General features: G+C 69.0%; 15 protein-coding genes. 10 read left to right on the forward strand and 5 right to left on the reverse strand.

The genetic code is table 11. The features are described 5' to 3' along the window. Positions 1 to 51 precede the first annotated feature (51 nt). The 5 genes from SK571_RS12030 (at position 52) to SK571_RS12050 (ending at position 5317) form a co-directional block, all read left to right on the forward strand. A complete protein-coding gene (locus SK571_RS12030; protein WP_319984129.1) occupies positions 52 to 1125 on the forward strand; it encodes an FAD-dependent monooxygenase in 1074 nt (357 codons plus the stop codon). 182 nt (positions 1126 to 1307) lie between these two features. Next, entirely contained in the window at positions 1308 to 2483 is a 1176-nt protein-coding gene (locus tag SK571_RS12035; RefSeq protein WP_406601970.1) for a nitric oxide synthase oxygenase, read from the forward strand. Between the two features lie 118 nt (positions 2484 to 2601). After that, positions 2602 to 3699: an NAD(P) transhydrogenase subunit alpha gene (locus SK571_RS12040; RefSeq protein ID WP_319984130.1), complete on the forward strand. Its 1098-nt coding sequence runs from the start codon at positions 2602 to 2604 to the stop codon at positions 3697 to 3699. Further along, on the forward strand, positions 3696 to 3962 hold the full coding sequence (locus SK571_RS12045) for an NAD(P) transhydrogenase subunit alpha (RefSeq protein WP_266042462.1): 267 nt from the start codon (positions 3696 to 3698) through the stop codon (positions 3960 to 3962). Before SK571_RS12040 ends, SK571_RS12045 begins: the two co-directional genes overlap by 4 nt. Then, positions 3959 to 5317 (forward strand): NAD(P)(+) transhydrogenase (Re/Si-specific) subunit beta, encoded by a 1359-nt coding sequence (locus SK571_RS12050; protein WP_319984131.1) that lies wholly within the window; start codon positions 3959 to 3961, stop codon positions 5315 to 5317. The genes SK571_RS12045 and SK571_RS12050 overlap by 4 nt, the downstream gene beginning before the upstream one ends. Here SK571_RS12050 and SK571_RS12055 read toward each other — a convergent pair. The 3 genes from SK571_RS12055 to SK571_RS12065 all read right to left on the reverse strand — a co-directional run bounded on the left by SK571_RS12055 (position 5283) and on the right by SK571_RS12065 (position 9222). Further along, positions 5283 to 7256, reverse strand: coding sequence for a diguanylate cyclase domain-containing protein (locus tag SK571_RS12055; protein ID WP_319984132.1), 1974 nt, complete (start codon positions 7254 to 7256; stop codon positions 5283 to 5285). The genes SK571_RS12050 and SK571_RS12055 overlap by 35 nt on opposite strands. A gap of 54 nt (positions 7257 to 7310) precedes the next feature. Continuing rightward, positions 7311 to 8114, reverse strand: coding sequence for an SAM-dependent methyltransferase (locus SK571_RS12060; protein WP_319984133.1), 804 nt, complete (start codon positions 8112 to 8114; stop codon positions 7311 to 7313). Positions 8115 to 8187: 73 nt separating this feature from the next. Further along, positions 8188 to 9222: an MFS transporter gene (locus SK571_RS12065; RefSeq protein ID WP_319984134.1), complete on the reverse strand. Its 1035-nt coding sequence runs from the start codon at positions 9220 to 9222 to the stop codon at positions 8188 to 8190. A gap of 57 nt (positions 9223 to 9279) precedes the next feature. Between SK571_RS12065 and SK571_RS12070 the strand changes: the two genes are divergently transcribed. Genes SK571_RS12070 through crcB form a run of 3 tightly spaced genes read left to right on the forward strand, consistent with a single transcriptional unit; the run spans position 9280 to position 10365 of the window. After that, positions 9280 to 9723: a MarR family winged helix-turn-helix transcriptional regulator gene (locus tag SK571_RS12070; RefSeq protein ID WP_319984135.1), complete on the forward strand. Its 444-nt coding sequence runs from the start codon at positions 9280 to 9282 to the stop codon at positions 9721 to 9723. Further along, positions 9704 to 10030, forward strand: a complete 327-nt coding sequence (locus SK571_RS12075; RefSeq protein WP_319984136.1) for a fluoride efflux transporter FluC — start codon at positions 9704 to 9706, stop codon at positions 10028 to 10030. The genes SK571_RS12070 and SK571_RS12075 overlap by 20 nt, the downstream gene beginning before the upstream one ends. After that, entirely contained in the window at positions 10027 to 10365 is a 339-nt protein-coding gene (gene crcB, locus SK571_RS12080) for a fluoride efflux transporter CrcB (protein WP_319984137.1), read from the forward strand. Before SK571_RS12075 ends, crcB begins: the two co-directional genes overlap by 4 nt. A gap of 57 nt (positions 10366 to 10422) precedes the next feature. Here the strand turns inward: crcB and SK571_RS12085 are convergent, their stop codons facing one another. After that, a complete protein-coding gene (locus tag SK571_RS12085; RefSeq protein WP_319984464.1) occupies positions 10423 to 12654 on the reverse strand; it encodes a HelD family protein in 2232 nt (743 codons plus the stop codon). A 124-nt stretch (positions 12655 to 12778) separates the two neighbouring features. Continuing rightward, positions 12779 to 13207, reverse strand: a complete 429-nt coding sequence (locus SK571_RS12090; RefSeq protein WP_319984138.1) for a MarR family winged helix-turn-helix transcriptional regulator — start codon at positions 13205 to 13207, stop codon at positions 12779 to 12781. Positions 13208 to 13343: 136 nt separating this feature from the next. Here SK571_RS12090 and SK571_RS12095 point away from each other — a divergent pair, with 136 nt between their 5' ends. Then, a complete protein-coding gene (locus tag SK571_RS12095) occupies positions 13344 to 13946 on the forward strand; it encodes a hypothetical protein (protein ID WP_319984139.1) in 603 nt (200 codons plus the stop codon). A gap of 1 nt (position 13947) precedes the next feature. After that, the gene (locus tag SK571_RS12100) at positions 13948 to 14166 is read left to right on the forward strand and encodes a DUF6343 family protein (protein WP_319984140.1); all 219 of its coding nucleotides are present in this window, start codon (positions 13948 to 13950) and stop codon (positions 14164 to 14166) included. Positions 14167 to 14221 lie beyond the last annotated feature (55 nt).

Raw genomic sequence — 14221 nt, forward strand, 5'->3', positions numbered from 1 at the left:
ACAGCTGTAGTCTACAGATGTAGAGTCCTCTACATCTGTAGAGGAGGAGTCGTGAAGGCGATCGTGGTGGGTGGCGGCATCGGCGGGCTGGCGACGGCGGTGTCGTTGCGACGCGTCGGGTGGGAGGTCGTCGTCCACGAACGCGCGGCCACGTTCGGCGAGGTCGGCGCGGGCGTGGGTGTGATGCCGAACGCGCTGCGGGCGCTGGAGTGGCTGGGACTCGCCGACGAGGTCCGGCGACTGGGCACGCCCCGTGTGTCCGGCGGTGTCAGGGCATCCGACGGGCGCTGGCTGGTGCACCTGCCCGACGTCGGCCAGCAGAACGTCATCGCGATCCATCGCGCCGATCTGCACGGCGTGCTGCTGCGCGCGTTGCCGCCCGAGATTCTTTTCAACAACGCCGAGGTGACCGGCGTTGACGAGCTGGACGCGGATCTCGTGGTGGCGGCGGACGGCATCAACAGCCGCCTCCGCGCGGAACTGCTGCCCGACGCGCCGGGACCGGTGTACGCGGGGGCCACGGCGTGGCGAGGGGTGGCGCCGGGGCCCTACGAGCTGCCGCTCTCGCAGACACTCGGTCCCGGCGGCGAGGCGGGCGTCCTGCCTCTCGGCGACGGCCGGGTCTGCTGGTATGTCGCGACCGTCGCGCCGGCCTCGGCCGACCTGGACCCGGTGGCGCTGTTCGCCGGCTGGCACGACCCGTTGCCGGAACTGCTGGCGTCCACCCCGGACGTGATCCGGCACGACATCTACGAGCTGCCGCTGCTGCCCACGTTCGTGAGCGGCCGGGTGGCACTACTGGGCGACGCCGCACACGCCATGACGCCGTACCTCGGTCAGGGGGCGTGCATGGCGCTGGAGGACGCGGTGACGCTGGCCTCGGTCGACGGTGATCTCGCGCGCTATGACGCATTGCGGCGGCCACGCGCCCAATCGGTGTGGAAAGGCTCGCGGATGGCCGGGAAGTTCGGGATCGAGGTCCGATCACCTGTGGCGTTGGCATTGCGGAACTTCGCCTTCCGAGTGGTGCCACCATCCTTGGCAATGCGGGGGATGACTCGCTTCTCCTCGTGGGAGGTGCCCGCCGAAGTTCACTCGAACGGGTCGAATCCGGTGGTGAACTGAATCACTGGTCAATGTTTGATGTCGGCGCGATAACGGCTTAGAACCACCCTTTGTCGCGCCCATTGTCACCCGGTTGTAGGATCAAGCACTCGCTGAGCGTGTCGGACGCGGTCCAGTGATCCAGATGGCGTAGCGCGACAGGCGGTTCCTACTCCACGAAAGCGCAACTACGGTGCCTCGCCATGACCCCCGTCCCGACTGACGTGATGCCCCGTTCCCTCACGGCGCTTCCCCCGGCGCAGGTCGAGAACACCGGCGAGATCGACATCGCCGAGGCTGAGGACTTCGTCCGGCAGCACCACACCGAGAACCCGGACCTCGGTCCCGTCGAGGCCAGGCTGGCCGAAGTGCACGCGGAGATCGCCGCGACCGGCACCTACCGCCACACCACCGCCGAACTGACCTTCGGCGCCAGGGTGGCCTGGCGCAACAGCTCCCGCTGCATCGGCCGCCTCTACTGGCGGAGCTTGAAAGTGCGCGACCAGCGGGAGGTGTCCGCTCCCGCCGAAGTGGCCGAGCAGTGCGTCGAGCACCTCCGCGTGGCCACGAACAAGGGCAAGATCCGGCCCGTCATCACCGTCTTCGCCCCCGCCGAGCCGGGCATGGACCCGCCGCGGATCGTCAACGAGCAGATCATCCGCTACGCCGCCTACCGCGGCTCCGACGGCGGAGTGCTCGGCGACGCGCGCAACCTCGACCTCACCGACCTCGCGTTGAAGCGAGGCTGGCAGCCGCCGTCCACACGTGGCCCGTTCGACGTGCTGCCGCTCATGGTGTCCTGCAAGGGCCAAGAACCCGCGCTCGTCGAGATCCCCGCCGACGACGTGCTGGAAGTCCCGTTGTCCCACCCGGACTTCCCGTGGCTGAAGGCGCTCGGCGTGAAGTGGCACGCCGTTCCCGCCATCAGCAACATGCGACTGCGCATCGGCGGGATCGACTACCCGTCAGCGCCGTTCAACGGCTGGTACATGGGCACCGAGATCGGCGCCCGCAACCTGGCCGACCACGACCGCTACGACCTGCTGCCGTACCTCGCCAAGCGAATGGGCCTGGACATGTCGTCGGAGGCGACGTTGTGGCGCGACCGAGCTCTGGTGGAGCTCAACCGCGCCGTCCTGCACTCGTTCGCGGAGGCCGGGGTCACGATCACGGACCACCACACGGAGTCGCAGAGGTTCCTGACGCACCTGGAGAAGGAGGAGGCCGCCGGACGCACCTGCCCCGCGGACTGGTCGTGGATCGTGCCACCCGTGTCGGGCGGGCTGACACCGGTGTACCACCGGTACTACGACACAGGTGAGCTGCTGCCGAACTTCTTCCCCGCGGCCAAGCCCACCGGATGCCCTGTGTCCCACTGATTCGCGGTGTTCGCCCCGGCCGCGGCGGCGGCCGGGTCCGCGTTGCCGTTCGGCCGGCGCAGAGCTCTGGCAACTGTGATGTGGCCCAGGTCACCTTTGATCGCGTAACGTGCGTACGGTGAGAGTGGGAACCCCCGCAGAGTCGCGGCCCGCCGAGCGCCGAGTCGCCTGCGTACCGGAAACGGTGTCGTCGCTGGTCGACGCTGGACTGACCGTGCACGTACAGGAAGGCGCCGGGCGTCACGCCCACGCCCTCGACGCCGCGTACCGCGCGGCCGGGGCGGTGGTGACGCCCGAGGACCCGACGCCGGAATCCGACGTCGTCGTGTCCGTGCAGCCGTTGACCATCGCCCAGGCCTCCGCGTTGAAACCGGGTGCCGTCACCATCAGCTTCCTGCAGCCCCAAGGCGAGCGGGAACTACTCGACGTCTATGCGCGGCGGAACGTCACGTCGTTCAGCTTCGACCTGCTGCCCCGCGTGACCCGTGCCCAGAGCGCGGACGCCCTGTCCTCCCAGGCGTTGGTCGCCGGCTACCGGGCGGTTCTCGTCGCCGCCGAACGACTACCGCGCTTCCTGCCCATGTTCACCACCGCCGCCGGCACCGTGCCGCCGGCGAAGGTGCTGGTGCTGGGCGCGGGCGTGGCGGGACTGCAGGCCATCGCGACCGCACGCAGGCTGGGCGCCGTCGTCGAGGCGTACGACGTGCGCAAGGCCGCGGGCGAGGAGGTCCGCAGTCTCGGCGCGAAGTTCATCGAACTCGAACTCGAGACGCAGTCCGGCGTCTACGCGTCCGCGCAGTCCGAGGAGTTCCTGGAACGCCAGCGAGAACTCATCGGCGAACACGTGGCGGCGTCCGACGTCGTGATCACCACGGCCGCCATCCCCGGCCGCAAGGCCCCGGTGCTCGTCACGACGGACATGCTCAAGGCCATGGCGGCCGGCTCCGTCGTGGTCGACCTGGCCGCGGAGTCCGGTGGCAACTACGCCGGTTCCGTTGCGGGACAGGAGATCTGGGTCGGCGACGTGCTCGTGCACGGCGCGCTGAACCTGCCGTCGTCCATGCCGGTGCACGCCAGCAAGCTCTACTCGCGCAACGTGCTGAACCTGCTCAAGCTCATGATCGCGGACGGCTCGGTCTCGCCGGACCTCTCGGACGAGGTGCTCGACGGCTGCTGCCTCACCCACGACGGTCAGATCCGCAAGGAGTTGCCGTGATCGACCTGCTGACGATCTTCGTGCTGGCCGTGTTCGTGGGCTTCGAGGTGGTCTCGAAGGTGTCCACGATCCTGCACACGCCTCTGATGTCCGGTGCGAACGCCATTCACGGCGTGATCCTCGTCGGCGCGATCCTCATCACGGGGTCCGCCGAGAGCACCCTGGAGCTGGTTCTGGGGCTGATCGCGGTCTTCCTGGCCACGGTCAACGTCGTCGGCGGGTTCGTGGTGACCGACCGGATGCTGGAGATGTTCAAAAGATGACGGTCCAGCTGATGTACCTCGTCGCGTCGGTGTGCTTCGTCCTGGCGCTGAAAGGCCTGAGCTCGCCCAAATACGCGCGTTACGGCAACTTCATCGGCGCGTTCGGCATGCTGGTCGCCGTCGTCACCGCGTACGTCCACGGCGTCGTCCACAACGGACTGTGGATCCTGATCGCCGTCGCACTCGGCGTCGCGGTCGGCATCCCGGCCGCGCGGTCGGTGAAGATGACGGCCATCCCGCAGATGGTGGCGCTGTTCAACGGAGTCGGTGGCGCGGCGGCGGCTCTGGTGGCGCTGGCCGAGTTCTTCGCGGTGCCGGACACGACCGTTCTGTTCCGGCTCGCGACGGTGCTGACGGTGCTGATCGGCTCGGTCAGCTTCTCCGGTTCGGTGGTCACGTTCCTGAAGCTGCAGGAGCTGATGACGACCCGCCCGGTGCTGTTGCCCGCCGGGCAGCAGCTCGCGATCGCGGCCGCCGCGTCGTCGGTCGCCCTGTGCGCGGTGACGATGGCGGTGCCGAACGGGTTCCTGCTGTGGTTGCTGGCGGTCGTCGGGCTGGCGCTCGGCGTGCTGTTCGTGCTGCCGGTCGGTGGTGCGGACGTGCCGATCGCCATCTCGTTGCTCAACGCGTTCACCGGTCTCGCGGTCGCCGCCTCGGGTTACGTGCTGGCGAACACGCTGCTGATCGTCGCGGGCACGCTCGTCGGCGCGTCCGGCACCATCCTGACCCGGTTGATGGCGCAGGCGATGGGACGGTCGCTCGCCAACATCCTGTTCGGCGCGTTCAAGGCGACGACCGTTGTCGCGCAGGGGGAAGAGCAGCGCACGGTCAAGTCGGGCACGGTCGAGGACGTCGCGATCCTGCTGGGGTACGCGAACAACGTGGTCGTCGTGCCGGGGTACGGACTCGCCGTCGCGCAGGCGCAGCACGCGGTGCGTGAGCTCGTGGCGCAGCTCGAACGGCGCGGAGTGTCCGTGGCGTACGGGATCCATCCCGTGGCGGGACGGATGCCGGGGCACATGAACGTGTTGCTGGCCGAGGCCGACGTGCCGTACGAGCAGCTCAAGGAGCTCGACGACGTCAACCCCGGCATCACGTCGGTCGACGTGGCCGTGGTCGTCGGGGCGAACGACGTGGTGAACCCGGGCGCGCGGGACGAGCCGTCGAGTCCGATCTACGGCATGCCGATCTTCGACGTGGACCGCGCGAAGTCCGTGGTGTTCATGAAGCGGTCGATGCGGCCGGGGTTCGCGGGCGTGGACAACGAGCTGCTGTACAACCCGAAGACGACGCTGCTGTTCGGTGACGCGAAGGACTCGCTCACGAAGCTTCTGGCCGCGGTGAAGCAGCTGTAGCCAGGAGCTCGGTGACCTCGGCCGCGGGCAGCGCGGGCAGCAGCCCGATCACGCCGTCCGCGCCCGCCTGCCGCCAGTGCTCGGCGTCGTCGAGGGTGTGCACCTCGTCGACGCCGAACCGCACGCCGAAGCCGTGCACGGTCTCGATGAGGGCGCGCATCGCCTGGTGCAGCGGGGAGTCCGGCCTGGGCGCGGGCGCGCGGGTGATCACCGAGCGGACCGGTACCTCGGTCAGCACGGCCAGTTCGTCGTGGCCGCCGTGGAACCCGTCCAGCGCCGTGACGATGCCGCTGTCGTGCAGCACCAGGGCGTTGTCGTCACCGGCCAGCACCGACGAGATGTCCAGCGCGATCCGCAGCCGTTCCGGCGGAAGCCCGGTCTCGTCGAGCGCCCGCTTGACGTCGGCCACCAGGTCCTCGTCGCGGGACTGGAGGGCTCCCAGCGCGATGTGCAACGTGGGCGCCCTGTCGCCGAACTCCTCGACCCATCTCGCGGCCTGCGCGCACGCCTCCCGCAGCAGCCAGCGGCCGATCGGCAGCGACAGCCCCGTGGAGTCGGCCAGCGCCATCGTGTCGTTGTGGCTCAGGTCGTCCCAGTGCAGGCGGGCCACGGCGCCGAGCACCTCCTGGCTCTCCAGGTCGTGCACCGGCGCGTAGACGATCTCGATCTCGCCGTGCTCCCACGCCCCCGGCATCGACGCGGCCAGCGCGTACTTGCCGCGGCGGCGGGCGTCGTCGTGCGGGTCGTGCAAGGCCCACTGCCGCTTGCCCCGCGCTTTGGCCTGGCGCAGCGCGGAGTTGGCGCACCGCATCAGCTCGCCGGCGGTCGCGAACGCCGGCGGGCGGTCCACCACGCCGATGCTCGCCGACAGCGCGATGCCGTGATCGTCCACAAAGGTCGGTTCACCGAGCGCTTCCTGGATCTCCTCGATGGTCGAGGTGACGTTGTCCGCGACCGTCAGCAACGCGAACTCGTCACCGCCGATGCGCGCCAGCACGGCCTTCTTCGCGGCGGCGAGCTCGCCCAGGCGGCTCGCGACGATCTTGAGCAGCTTGTCGCCGGTCTCGTGGCCCAGGCCGTTGTTGACGACCGAGAACGCGTCCAGACCCAGGTGGTACAGCGTGATCGGGCTGCCGTCGAGCTGCCGTTCGAGCCGGGAGATGAAGTGCTGGCGATTCGACAGGCCGGTGAGCGAGTCGTGCAGCAGCTGGTGGTCGAGGCTGCGCTGCAACAGGTGCAGCTCGCTGATGTCCTCGACCATCGTCACGTGGTGCGTCGGCCGGCCGTCCGCGTCACGCAGGACCGAGACCACGAGGTGCACCCACACCGGCTCGCCGTCCGCGCGGATCAGCTTGCGCTGGTCGCGGAACCTGTCGACGCGCCCCTCGCTCATCTTCCGGTACGAGGCGCCCAGGGCGGCCAGGTCCTCGGGGTGGTAGAAGTCGCGCAGGTCGCGGTCGGTGAGGTCGGCACCCGAGTCGAGGCCCACGATCTCGGCGAGCGTGTCGTTCGCCTCGACGCACCTGCCGGTGAGGTCGGTGATCACGATGCCCAGCGCGGCGGAGTCGAACACCTCCTGAAACCGCGCCTGGCTGACCTGCAGCGTGCGCTCGACCCGCTGTTTGGCCCGCACGATCGCGACCTTGATCTGCTCCTGCTGGTCGAACGCGTCCAGCCGCATGGCCTGTGCGTACGCGGAGCTCAACCGGGCCAGGACAGGTAGGTCGAACGTGGGCGAGAGAACCTCGATCGTGGCCCGCAACGAGTCGGGTCCGGTCGCGTGCAGTGACACCAATCGATGGGCAACCGATTCAGGTGACTCCGGCAGCGCACGCAGCGAATCGAGCAGGGCCTGCTCGATTTCGGCGTGGGACAGCGGGATGTACGCGGTAGACGTCAACGCGTGCATCCAGCGGGCGGCGAGTTCCGGGAGTTCCATCCTGTGCACAGAGCGTACGGATTCGCCGCCGTGCGGCCAACAACGACAGGCCTGTTAGATCTTGCGGCCCACGGCGGCGTAGATGCCCGCCTTGTCCGGATCGTCGGTGTTCGTGACCTCGGGCCGCCACAACGGCGTCGGCACGATGCCGGGCTCCACCAGTTCGAAGCCGCTGAAGAGCGCCTCGATCTCGCTCTTCGTGCGCGGGTACATCGGGTTCTGGCTCTTCTTCATGACCTCGACCACGCCCGCCATCTCCTCGGGCTGCAGGTCCTGGGTGAACTGCGAGACCGCGAGGTAGCTGCCCGGGGGCACGGCGTCGCGGTACGCCGCCACGATCGCGTTCGGGTCGGCCTGCGGCGGCACGAAGTGGAAGACACCGGCCGTGAGCACGCCGACGGGCTGCGAGAAGTCGAGGAGACCGCTGTTCCGCGCCGCCTCCAGCACCGCGCCGGGCCTCGTCATGTCCTCCTGGACGATCGCCGCGCGCGGGTCGTGCTCCAGGATGAGCTGGCTGTGCGCGACCGCGACCTCCTCGAAGTCCACGTAGACGACGTGGACCTCCGGGTCGGCCTTCTGCGCGATCTCGTGCACGTTGCCGACCGTCGGGATGCCGGAACCGAGGTCGAGGAACTGGCGGATGCCGCGATCGATCATGAACAGCACGGCGCGGCGCAGGAACGCCCTGTTCAGCCGCGCGATCGTGCGGGCGTTCGGCTGGGCCTGCAGGAACTTCTCCGCGAGCGCGCGATCGGCCGCGAAGTTGTGCCCTCCCCCGAGCAGGTAGTCGTACAGACGTGCGGCGCTCGGCTTGCCCGTGTCGACGCCTTCCGGAACCCAGCTCACCCGTTCAGACATGTGACCAGGCTACCGAGACGCCACACGGGTGCGGCAGGGCGTCGGCCGCATTGCTGCAGCAGAACCACTGCTGTCACTGGAAAGTGTGAACAAGCAGCGTCGCCACGGCGACGCCCAGCGCCGTGCCGAGCCCCCGTGCGACGTTGACCAGCCCGCTCCCGACTCCCGCCGAGCCTTCCGGGAGTGCACTCATGACGCGTTTCGTGCAGGCCGGCGCGATGATCCCGAGCCCGATGCCCGCGACGACGAGCTGGACCACCTGCGGCACGGGCAGAATCAGCGCGATGGCCGCGATCAGCGCCCCGGTCCTGATGCCGGGCCTGCTCAGCAACGTCGCCGCGATCGCGAACCCGAGCGGCAACGCGGCGACCGTGAGTCCTATCTGTGCCAAGGGTTGTCTCATGGTGAACGGCAGCAACGTCATCGGCGCGAACAGCGCGGCGTAGGTGAGCAGCACCCCGGTCAGCCCTGGCAGCACCTGCCACGTCGGCTTTCCCTTGTCCCGCGCGGTCTTCGTGCGGGGGAGCAGGTAGTGGCCCGCGATCAGGGCCACGACGCCGATGGGGACGTTGATCGCGAACACGGCCTGCCACCCGAAGTTCTCGGTGAGGTATCCGCCGAGCAACGGCCCCGCCGCCAGCCCGGCCGCCTGCGCTGCGGCCTGGACGCCGAGCGCCCTGCGCCGCTGCTCCGGCGCGACCGCCGTGGTGACCAGCGCGACGCTGTTCGCCTGCAACATCGCCGCCCCCACGGCCTGGGCGATCCGCGCCGCGATGAGCGCGTCGAACCCCGGCGCGTACACGCACGCGACGGATGCTCCGGTGAACAACGCGAAGCCGTAGATGTAGACGATCTTGCGCCCGACCCGGTCCGCGATCCTGCCCATTGGGACGAGCAGCGCCACGAGCGTGATCAGGTAGCTGAGCGAGATCCACTCCGGGTCGGCGTGGAAGTGCGCGCTCATCGCGGGGAACGCCAGCGTGACGATCGAGGCGTCGAGCTGCCCCATGAACGCACCGAAGCAGACCGTCGCGATGACCAGCCAAGGCGCGTACGACCGGCGCGCGATCCACGCCGGTCTGGGCGACTCCGTGACGAACCAGTTCATCGTGAACAGATTATATCTGACACAGAGCTATTAGCCGGTGTTCAGTAGGATTTCCGCATGTCAGACGAAGCCCGCACGCTCACCGACGTCGTCACTCGCCTGCGCCGGGCGTTGCGGACGAGCATCCGGGCCGACTGGCCGTGGGAATCCCTGCCGATGGCGCAGGTAGAGCTGCTGCAGACCCTCGCCGAGCGCCCGCCGATGAAGGTCGGCGACCTGGCCGCCGCGTTGCGTCTCGCCCCCAACACCGTGTCCGGGCTGGTGTCCCAACTGATCGACTCAGGCCTCGTCGTCCGCGGCGGAGACCCCAGGGACAGGCGGGTAGCACGGCTGTCCGTCTCACCCCGTGGACACGAACAGCTGCTCGTCTGGCAGCGCGAACACGAGAAGCGGATCGGCGCGGCACTGGCCAAGCTGGAGTCCTCGGAGAGGGAGGACGTCGTGCGCGCGTTGAAGGCTCTGGACCACCTGGTGGAGCACCTTGCCGAACCCACGACCTGACCGTCCGCTGGCGTTCGTCTCGCTGGTGTCGCTGGGCGGAGGGCTCGGCGGCGTGGCGCGCTACGGCCTGTCGGTCTTCGTGCCCGGCGCGTGGGGGCTCTTCGTCATCAACGTGCTGGGGTCGTTCCTCATCGGCGTGCTGATGGGGCTGGTGCCCCGGCCGTTGGTGCGTGCCTTCTTCGGCGTTGGACTTCTGGGCGGCTTCACGACGTTCTCGTCGTACGCCGTGTCGTGGTCGTGGGCGCTGCCGGCCACGCCGGTTTGTGCTGTGCTGGCCGCGTTTCTCGGGCTGCGGGTGACTCGATGACCGTGCTCGTGGTGTTCCTCGGTGCCGCTCTTGGTGCGCCGACCCGCTATCTGCTCGACCGGTTCGTGCAGTCGCGGCACTCCTCGGACTTCCCCTGGGGCACTTTGACGGTCAACGTCGTCGGGTGCCTGCTCATCGGGTTCGTCGTCGGCACGTCCTGGATGCCGCTGCTCGGTGTCGGGTTCTGCGGTGGGCTCACGACGTACTCGACGTTCAGCTACGAGACGGTGAAGCTGCTGGAAACCGAGAAGTACCGGTCAGCCTTGCTGAACGTCGTCGTCAGCGTCGTGCTCGGTGTCGGCGCGGCGGCTGTCGGTCTTGCTCTGGCGCACTGACCCCGCCGCGGTGAGCCTGGGGGCGTTCTGGTCGCCACCCAGGCTTCCGCTCGACCGCTACGAAACGTCCTTCAAGCGGGACAACATGTCCGGCAGCGTTCCGGTGTGCACGACGCCGAGCCGTTGCGTGGCACGGGTCAGCGCGACGTACAGGTCCGACGCGCCACGTGGCGACTCGGCGAGGATGCCGTCCGGGTCGACCACGACCACCGAGTCGAACTCCAGGCCCTTCGCGTCGGTCACGCCGAGCACCACGACCTGGGCCTCTTCCAGTTCGTTGCCCACGGACGAACCCGGCACCGCGTCGGCGATCGACGACCCCACCGCCGGCAGCAGCGCGGCCGGCACGATCACCGCGATCTTGCCGTCGCCGACGGCGGCGACCTCGCGTGCGATCAGCGCGGGCACCTCGGACGCGAACGACGACACGGTGGAGACCCAGGGGGCCACACCGGTCTCGCGCACCGACGTCGGCGGCACCAGGGAGGCGTCGACCGAGGCGAGCACGTCCGCGGCCACCTCCATGATCTCGGCCGGCGTGCGGTAGTTGACCGTCAGTTCCGTGAGGCGCCAACGGTTCTGCACGTACGGCGACAGCACGGAACCCCATGAGGTCGCACCGCCGATGTCGCCGGTCTGCGCGATGTCGCCGACGACCGTCATGGACTTGCTGGGGCAGCGGCGCATCAGCGTGCGCCAGGCCATCGCCGACAACTCCTGCGCCTCGTCCACGATGACGTGGCCGAACGTCCAGGTGCGGTCGGCCGCGGCGCGTTCCGCGGCGGTCTCGTAGCGGTCGACGCCGTGGCGCTCGGCCAGGCGGTAAGCGTCCATCAGGTCCGTTGCCATCAGGATGTCGGGGTCCGCGTCATCCTCCAGGTCGAGGATGTCGAGAACTCCCTGGGCGTACTCGATGGCCTGGCGGCGCTGGCGTTCGGCGCGTGCCTTGGCCTCCGTGTCGTCCTCGCCGAGCAGTTCGGCGGCCTCGTCCAGCAACGGCACGTCCGCCGGCGTCCAGTCGTCGGTGGAGCGCTGCAGCAGGTCGCGCTCCTCGCGGGTGAACTTCGCCATCGCGCGGTTGCGGCGCTTCGGGTTCCGGTAGAGCTCCGAGAGCAGCGAGAACGGGGTCAGCACCGGCCACAGCGACGAGATCGCCGCCTGGACCTCGTCGGACTCGCGCAGCTCGCGGCGGATGTCGTCCATGTCCGTCTTGTCGAGCAGGTGCCCGCCGAGGCGGTTGGCGACCATGCCCGACAGCGTCGAGATGATCTCGCGGGCGAACGTGCGGCGCGCCTCGTTGTGGGGACGGCGGGTCCGGCGCGCCCTGCCCCGCGCGTCGGAGATCGCGCGCCGGTCCAGGCGCAGCACATCGTTGTCGAAGCGGATCTCGACGGACGGCGGCGCCTCCTGGCGGTCCCGCACGGCCGCGGCGATCACGTCCGCCATCTGGATGCGGCCCTTCACGGCCGCCGCCTCGGCGGACTCGCGGCCGGTCGCCGTCAGGTTCGGGTACAGCTCGCCGACCGTGGACAGCAGCACGCCCGTCTCGCCCAGCGAGGGGAGGACCTGACTGATGTAGCGCAGGAACGTCGTGTTCGGGCCGACGACGAGCACGCCGCGCTTCGCCAGCTGTCGGCGGTGCGTGTACAGCAGGTACGCGGCTCGGTGCAGGGCCACCGCGGTCTTGCCGGTGCCGGGCCCGCCCTGCACGACGACGACGCCGTTGAGCTCGGACCGGATGATCTTGTCCTGCTCGGCCTGGATCGTCGCGACGATGTCGCTCATCTGGCCGGTGCGCGACTCGTTCAGCGCGGCGAGCAGCGTCGCCTCGCCGGTCAGCGACTCGCTGCGGGTCACGTCGGCCGAGTTGATGTCGAGCACCTCGTCGTCGAGGCCGATCACCTTGCGCGAGCGGGTCCGCAGGTGCCTGCGCCGCCGCACGCCGTCGGGGGAGGCGGCGGTGGCGAGGTAGAACGGCCTGGCGGCGGGCGCGCGCCAGTCCATCAGCAGCGGCTCGTATTCCTTGTCCTCGTCGAAGAGACCGATTCGGCCGATGTAGAAGCGGTCTTCGTTGTGGAAATCGAGCCGGCCGAACGCCAGGCCGTTCTCGACCGCGCTGTACTGGGCCAGTTGATCTGTGTACATCGCGACGGACGTGTCGCGCTCGGACCGCATCTGGTGCGTGCCGCCGGTTTGTCGCAACGACTGTGCGAGTCGTTTCGACGTCTGTTCACGGAGGTCGTCGAGCCGGCCGTACAACATGGCCACGTATTCCTGCTCCGGCTCCATTTCGGCGAGCCGGAGGTCATCGGAGGGGCTTGACAACTTGCCTCATTTCTCGATATCATGCGGCGTCGGCTTTTATTCCGATTCGCACTGTCCTGCCCGCGCTGGGTCGCTGAGCGCAGACTGTCTAATCTACACGCATATCAGCGTGATGCAGGTACGCCTTACGCAGCAGTGTGGCCAACGTATCGCGCTCGTGCGGAGTCAACGGCGCCAGCAGCTCTTCCTCGTGCGCCCGAGCCGCCTCCAGGCGCTCGTGCAGCGCCCTCCTGCCGCCTTCGGTGATCGACACGGTGAACCGGCGCCGGTCTCTCTCGTCGCGTCTGCGCTGCGCGAACCCGAGCTCTTCCAGGGCGTCGAGCACCGACACGAGGTCGCTCGGGTCCATCCGCACCCGGTCGCTGATCCGCTTCTGCGCCACGGCCTCCTGCTCGGACAGGTAGGCGAGCACCGTCAGGTGAGGCCCGCGCAGGTCCGCGCGGCCGATCCGGCGAGCTTCGCGCACCAGCCCGAGCATCAGGTAGCTGGGAAGACGCAGAAGCTGATCAATGCTCATGTCCCTCAGTCTAGGAAAGATCTGTCCCCCGATCGTGGATTGCGCTGCGTGATGAAAGCGCCCGGACGAGGGCCGACAGGGTGAGCGTTGGGGTGACGTTTCTCCACAAACCACCAGGGGGCGGCAAGGTGGGGGTATGACGCGTGCGGAGATCGTCCGGCTCGCCCAGTGCGTGGTGCGCCGGCCCCGGTGGCAACTCGTCCTGGCCGTGCTGCTGTCCGCGTGGACACTGGCCTGGGTGCTGGGCCAGCTCGCCGCCGATCCCCTCAGCCCGCTCGGTCTGCTGACCTGGACCGGCATTCCCCTCGATTCGGCATCCCTATGGGCTCAGCAGCGTGCCGACGTCCTCGCCTGGCTCGCCACGCTGGGAGGCCTGAGCTGGGCGGCCACCACCGAACGAGGTCAGCTGCCCGCTCTCGCCGGGTGGTTCGCGGTGCTGGTCGCAGGCGAAGCGGCGGGGTACGAGCACGCGGTGCGGCGGGCGATCCTCAGCATGGTCGTGTTCCTGCTCGTCCTGGCGGCCGTGTCGATCACCGGGCGGCGTGCGTTCGTCGTCGACCGCGTCGCCGTCATGCCCCAGGACGTCGTGCGGGCCGGCATCACCGCCGCCGTGCTGACCGCCGTGGTCCCGCTGATCGCTCCTGGCCTGGCCCTGACGCGTCTCGTTCGCCCCTACGTGACGAAACCGCCGCGACGGCTCAGGCCGGTTGAGACGCAGCTGCTGCGGGAAACCGGATGAGGTGAGCGACTACCTGCCACCCCCTGCGCCTCCGCGCAGTGCGCTGACCCTGAGGTTGTGGCTGGCCGGATTCGGCCTGGTCTTCAACTCGGTGGCCGGGTGGCTGGCGCTGCGAGCCGACCTCGTTTGGCTCGGCGTGGTGCTTTTGCTGCTCGCCGTCGTGTGCGTCGTGGACTTCGCCTGGGTGGTTCATCGCAAACGCCGCGGAGATCCAGGCTGAAACCTGTCAGGAACCTGTGCTTGGGCTCAAGCGCTCTTATGGATAAAGATGTCGG

Source organism: Lentzea kristufekii (assembly GCF_033949925.1).
Taxonomy (GTDB): Bacteria; Actinomycetota; Actinomycetes; order Mycobacteriales; family Pseudonocardiaceae; genus Lentzea; species Lentzea kristufekii.

Excerpts from the sequence above, each read along its gene's own strand:
- SK571_RS12060 (WP_319984133.1), bottom strand. The coding sequence starts at position 8,114 with ATGTCTGAACGGGTGAGCTGGGTTCCGGAAGGCGTCGACACGGGCAAG.
- crcB (WP_319984137.1), top strand. The coding sequence starts at position 10,027 with ATGACCGTGCTCGTGGTGTTCCTCGGTGCCGCTCTTGGTGCGCCGACC.
- SK571_RS12095 (WP_319984139.1), top strand. The coding sequence starts at position 13,344 with ATGACGCGTGCGGAGATCGTCCGGCTCGCCCAGTGCGTGGTGCGCCGG.
- SK571_RS12090 (WP_319984138.1), bottom strand. The coding sequence starts at position 13,207 with ATGAGCATTGATCAGCTTCTGCGTCTTCCCAGCTACCTGATGCTCGGG.
- SK571_RS12085 (WP_319984464.1), bottom strand. The coding sequence starts at position 12,654 with ATGGAGCCGGAGCAGGAATACGTGGCCATGTTGTACGGCCGGCTCGAC.
- SK571_RS12035 (WP_406601970.1), top strand. The coding sequence starts at position 1,308 with ATGACCCCCGTCCCGACTGACGTGATGCCCCGTTCCCTCACGGCGCTT.
- SK571_RS12050 (WP_319984131.1), top strand. The coding sequence starts at position 3,959 with ATGACGGTCCAGCTGATGTACCTCGTCGCGTCGGTGTGCTTCGTCCTG.
- SK571_RS12055 (WP_319984132.1), bottom strand. The coding sequence starts at position 7,256 with ATGGAACTCCCGGAACTCGCCGCCCGCTGGATGCACGCGTTGACGTCT.
- SK571_RS12065 (WP_319984134.1), bottom strand. The coding sequence starts at position 9,222 with ATGAACTGGTTCGTCACGGAGTCGCCCAGACCGGCGTGGATCGCGCGC.
- SK571_RS12070 (WP_319984135.1), top strand. The coding sequence starts at position 9,280 with ATGTCAGACGAAGCCCGCACGCTCACCGACGTCGTCACTCGCCTGCGC.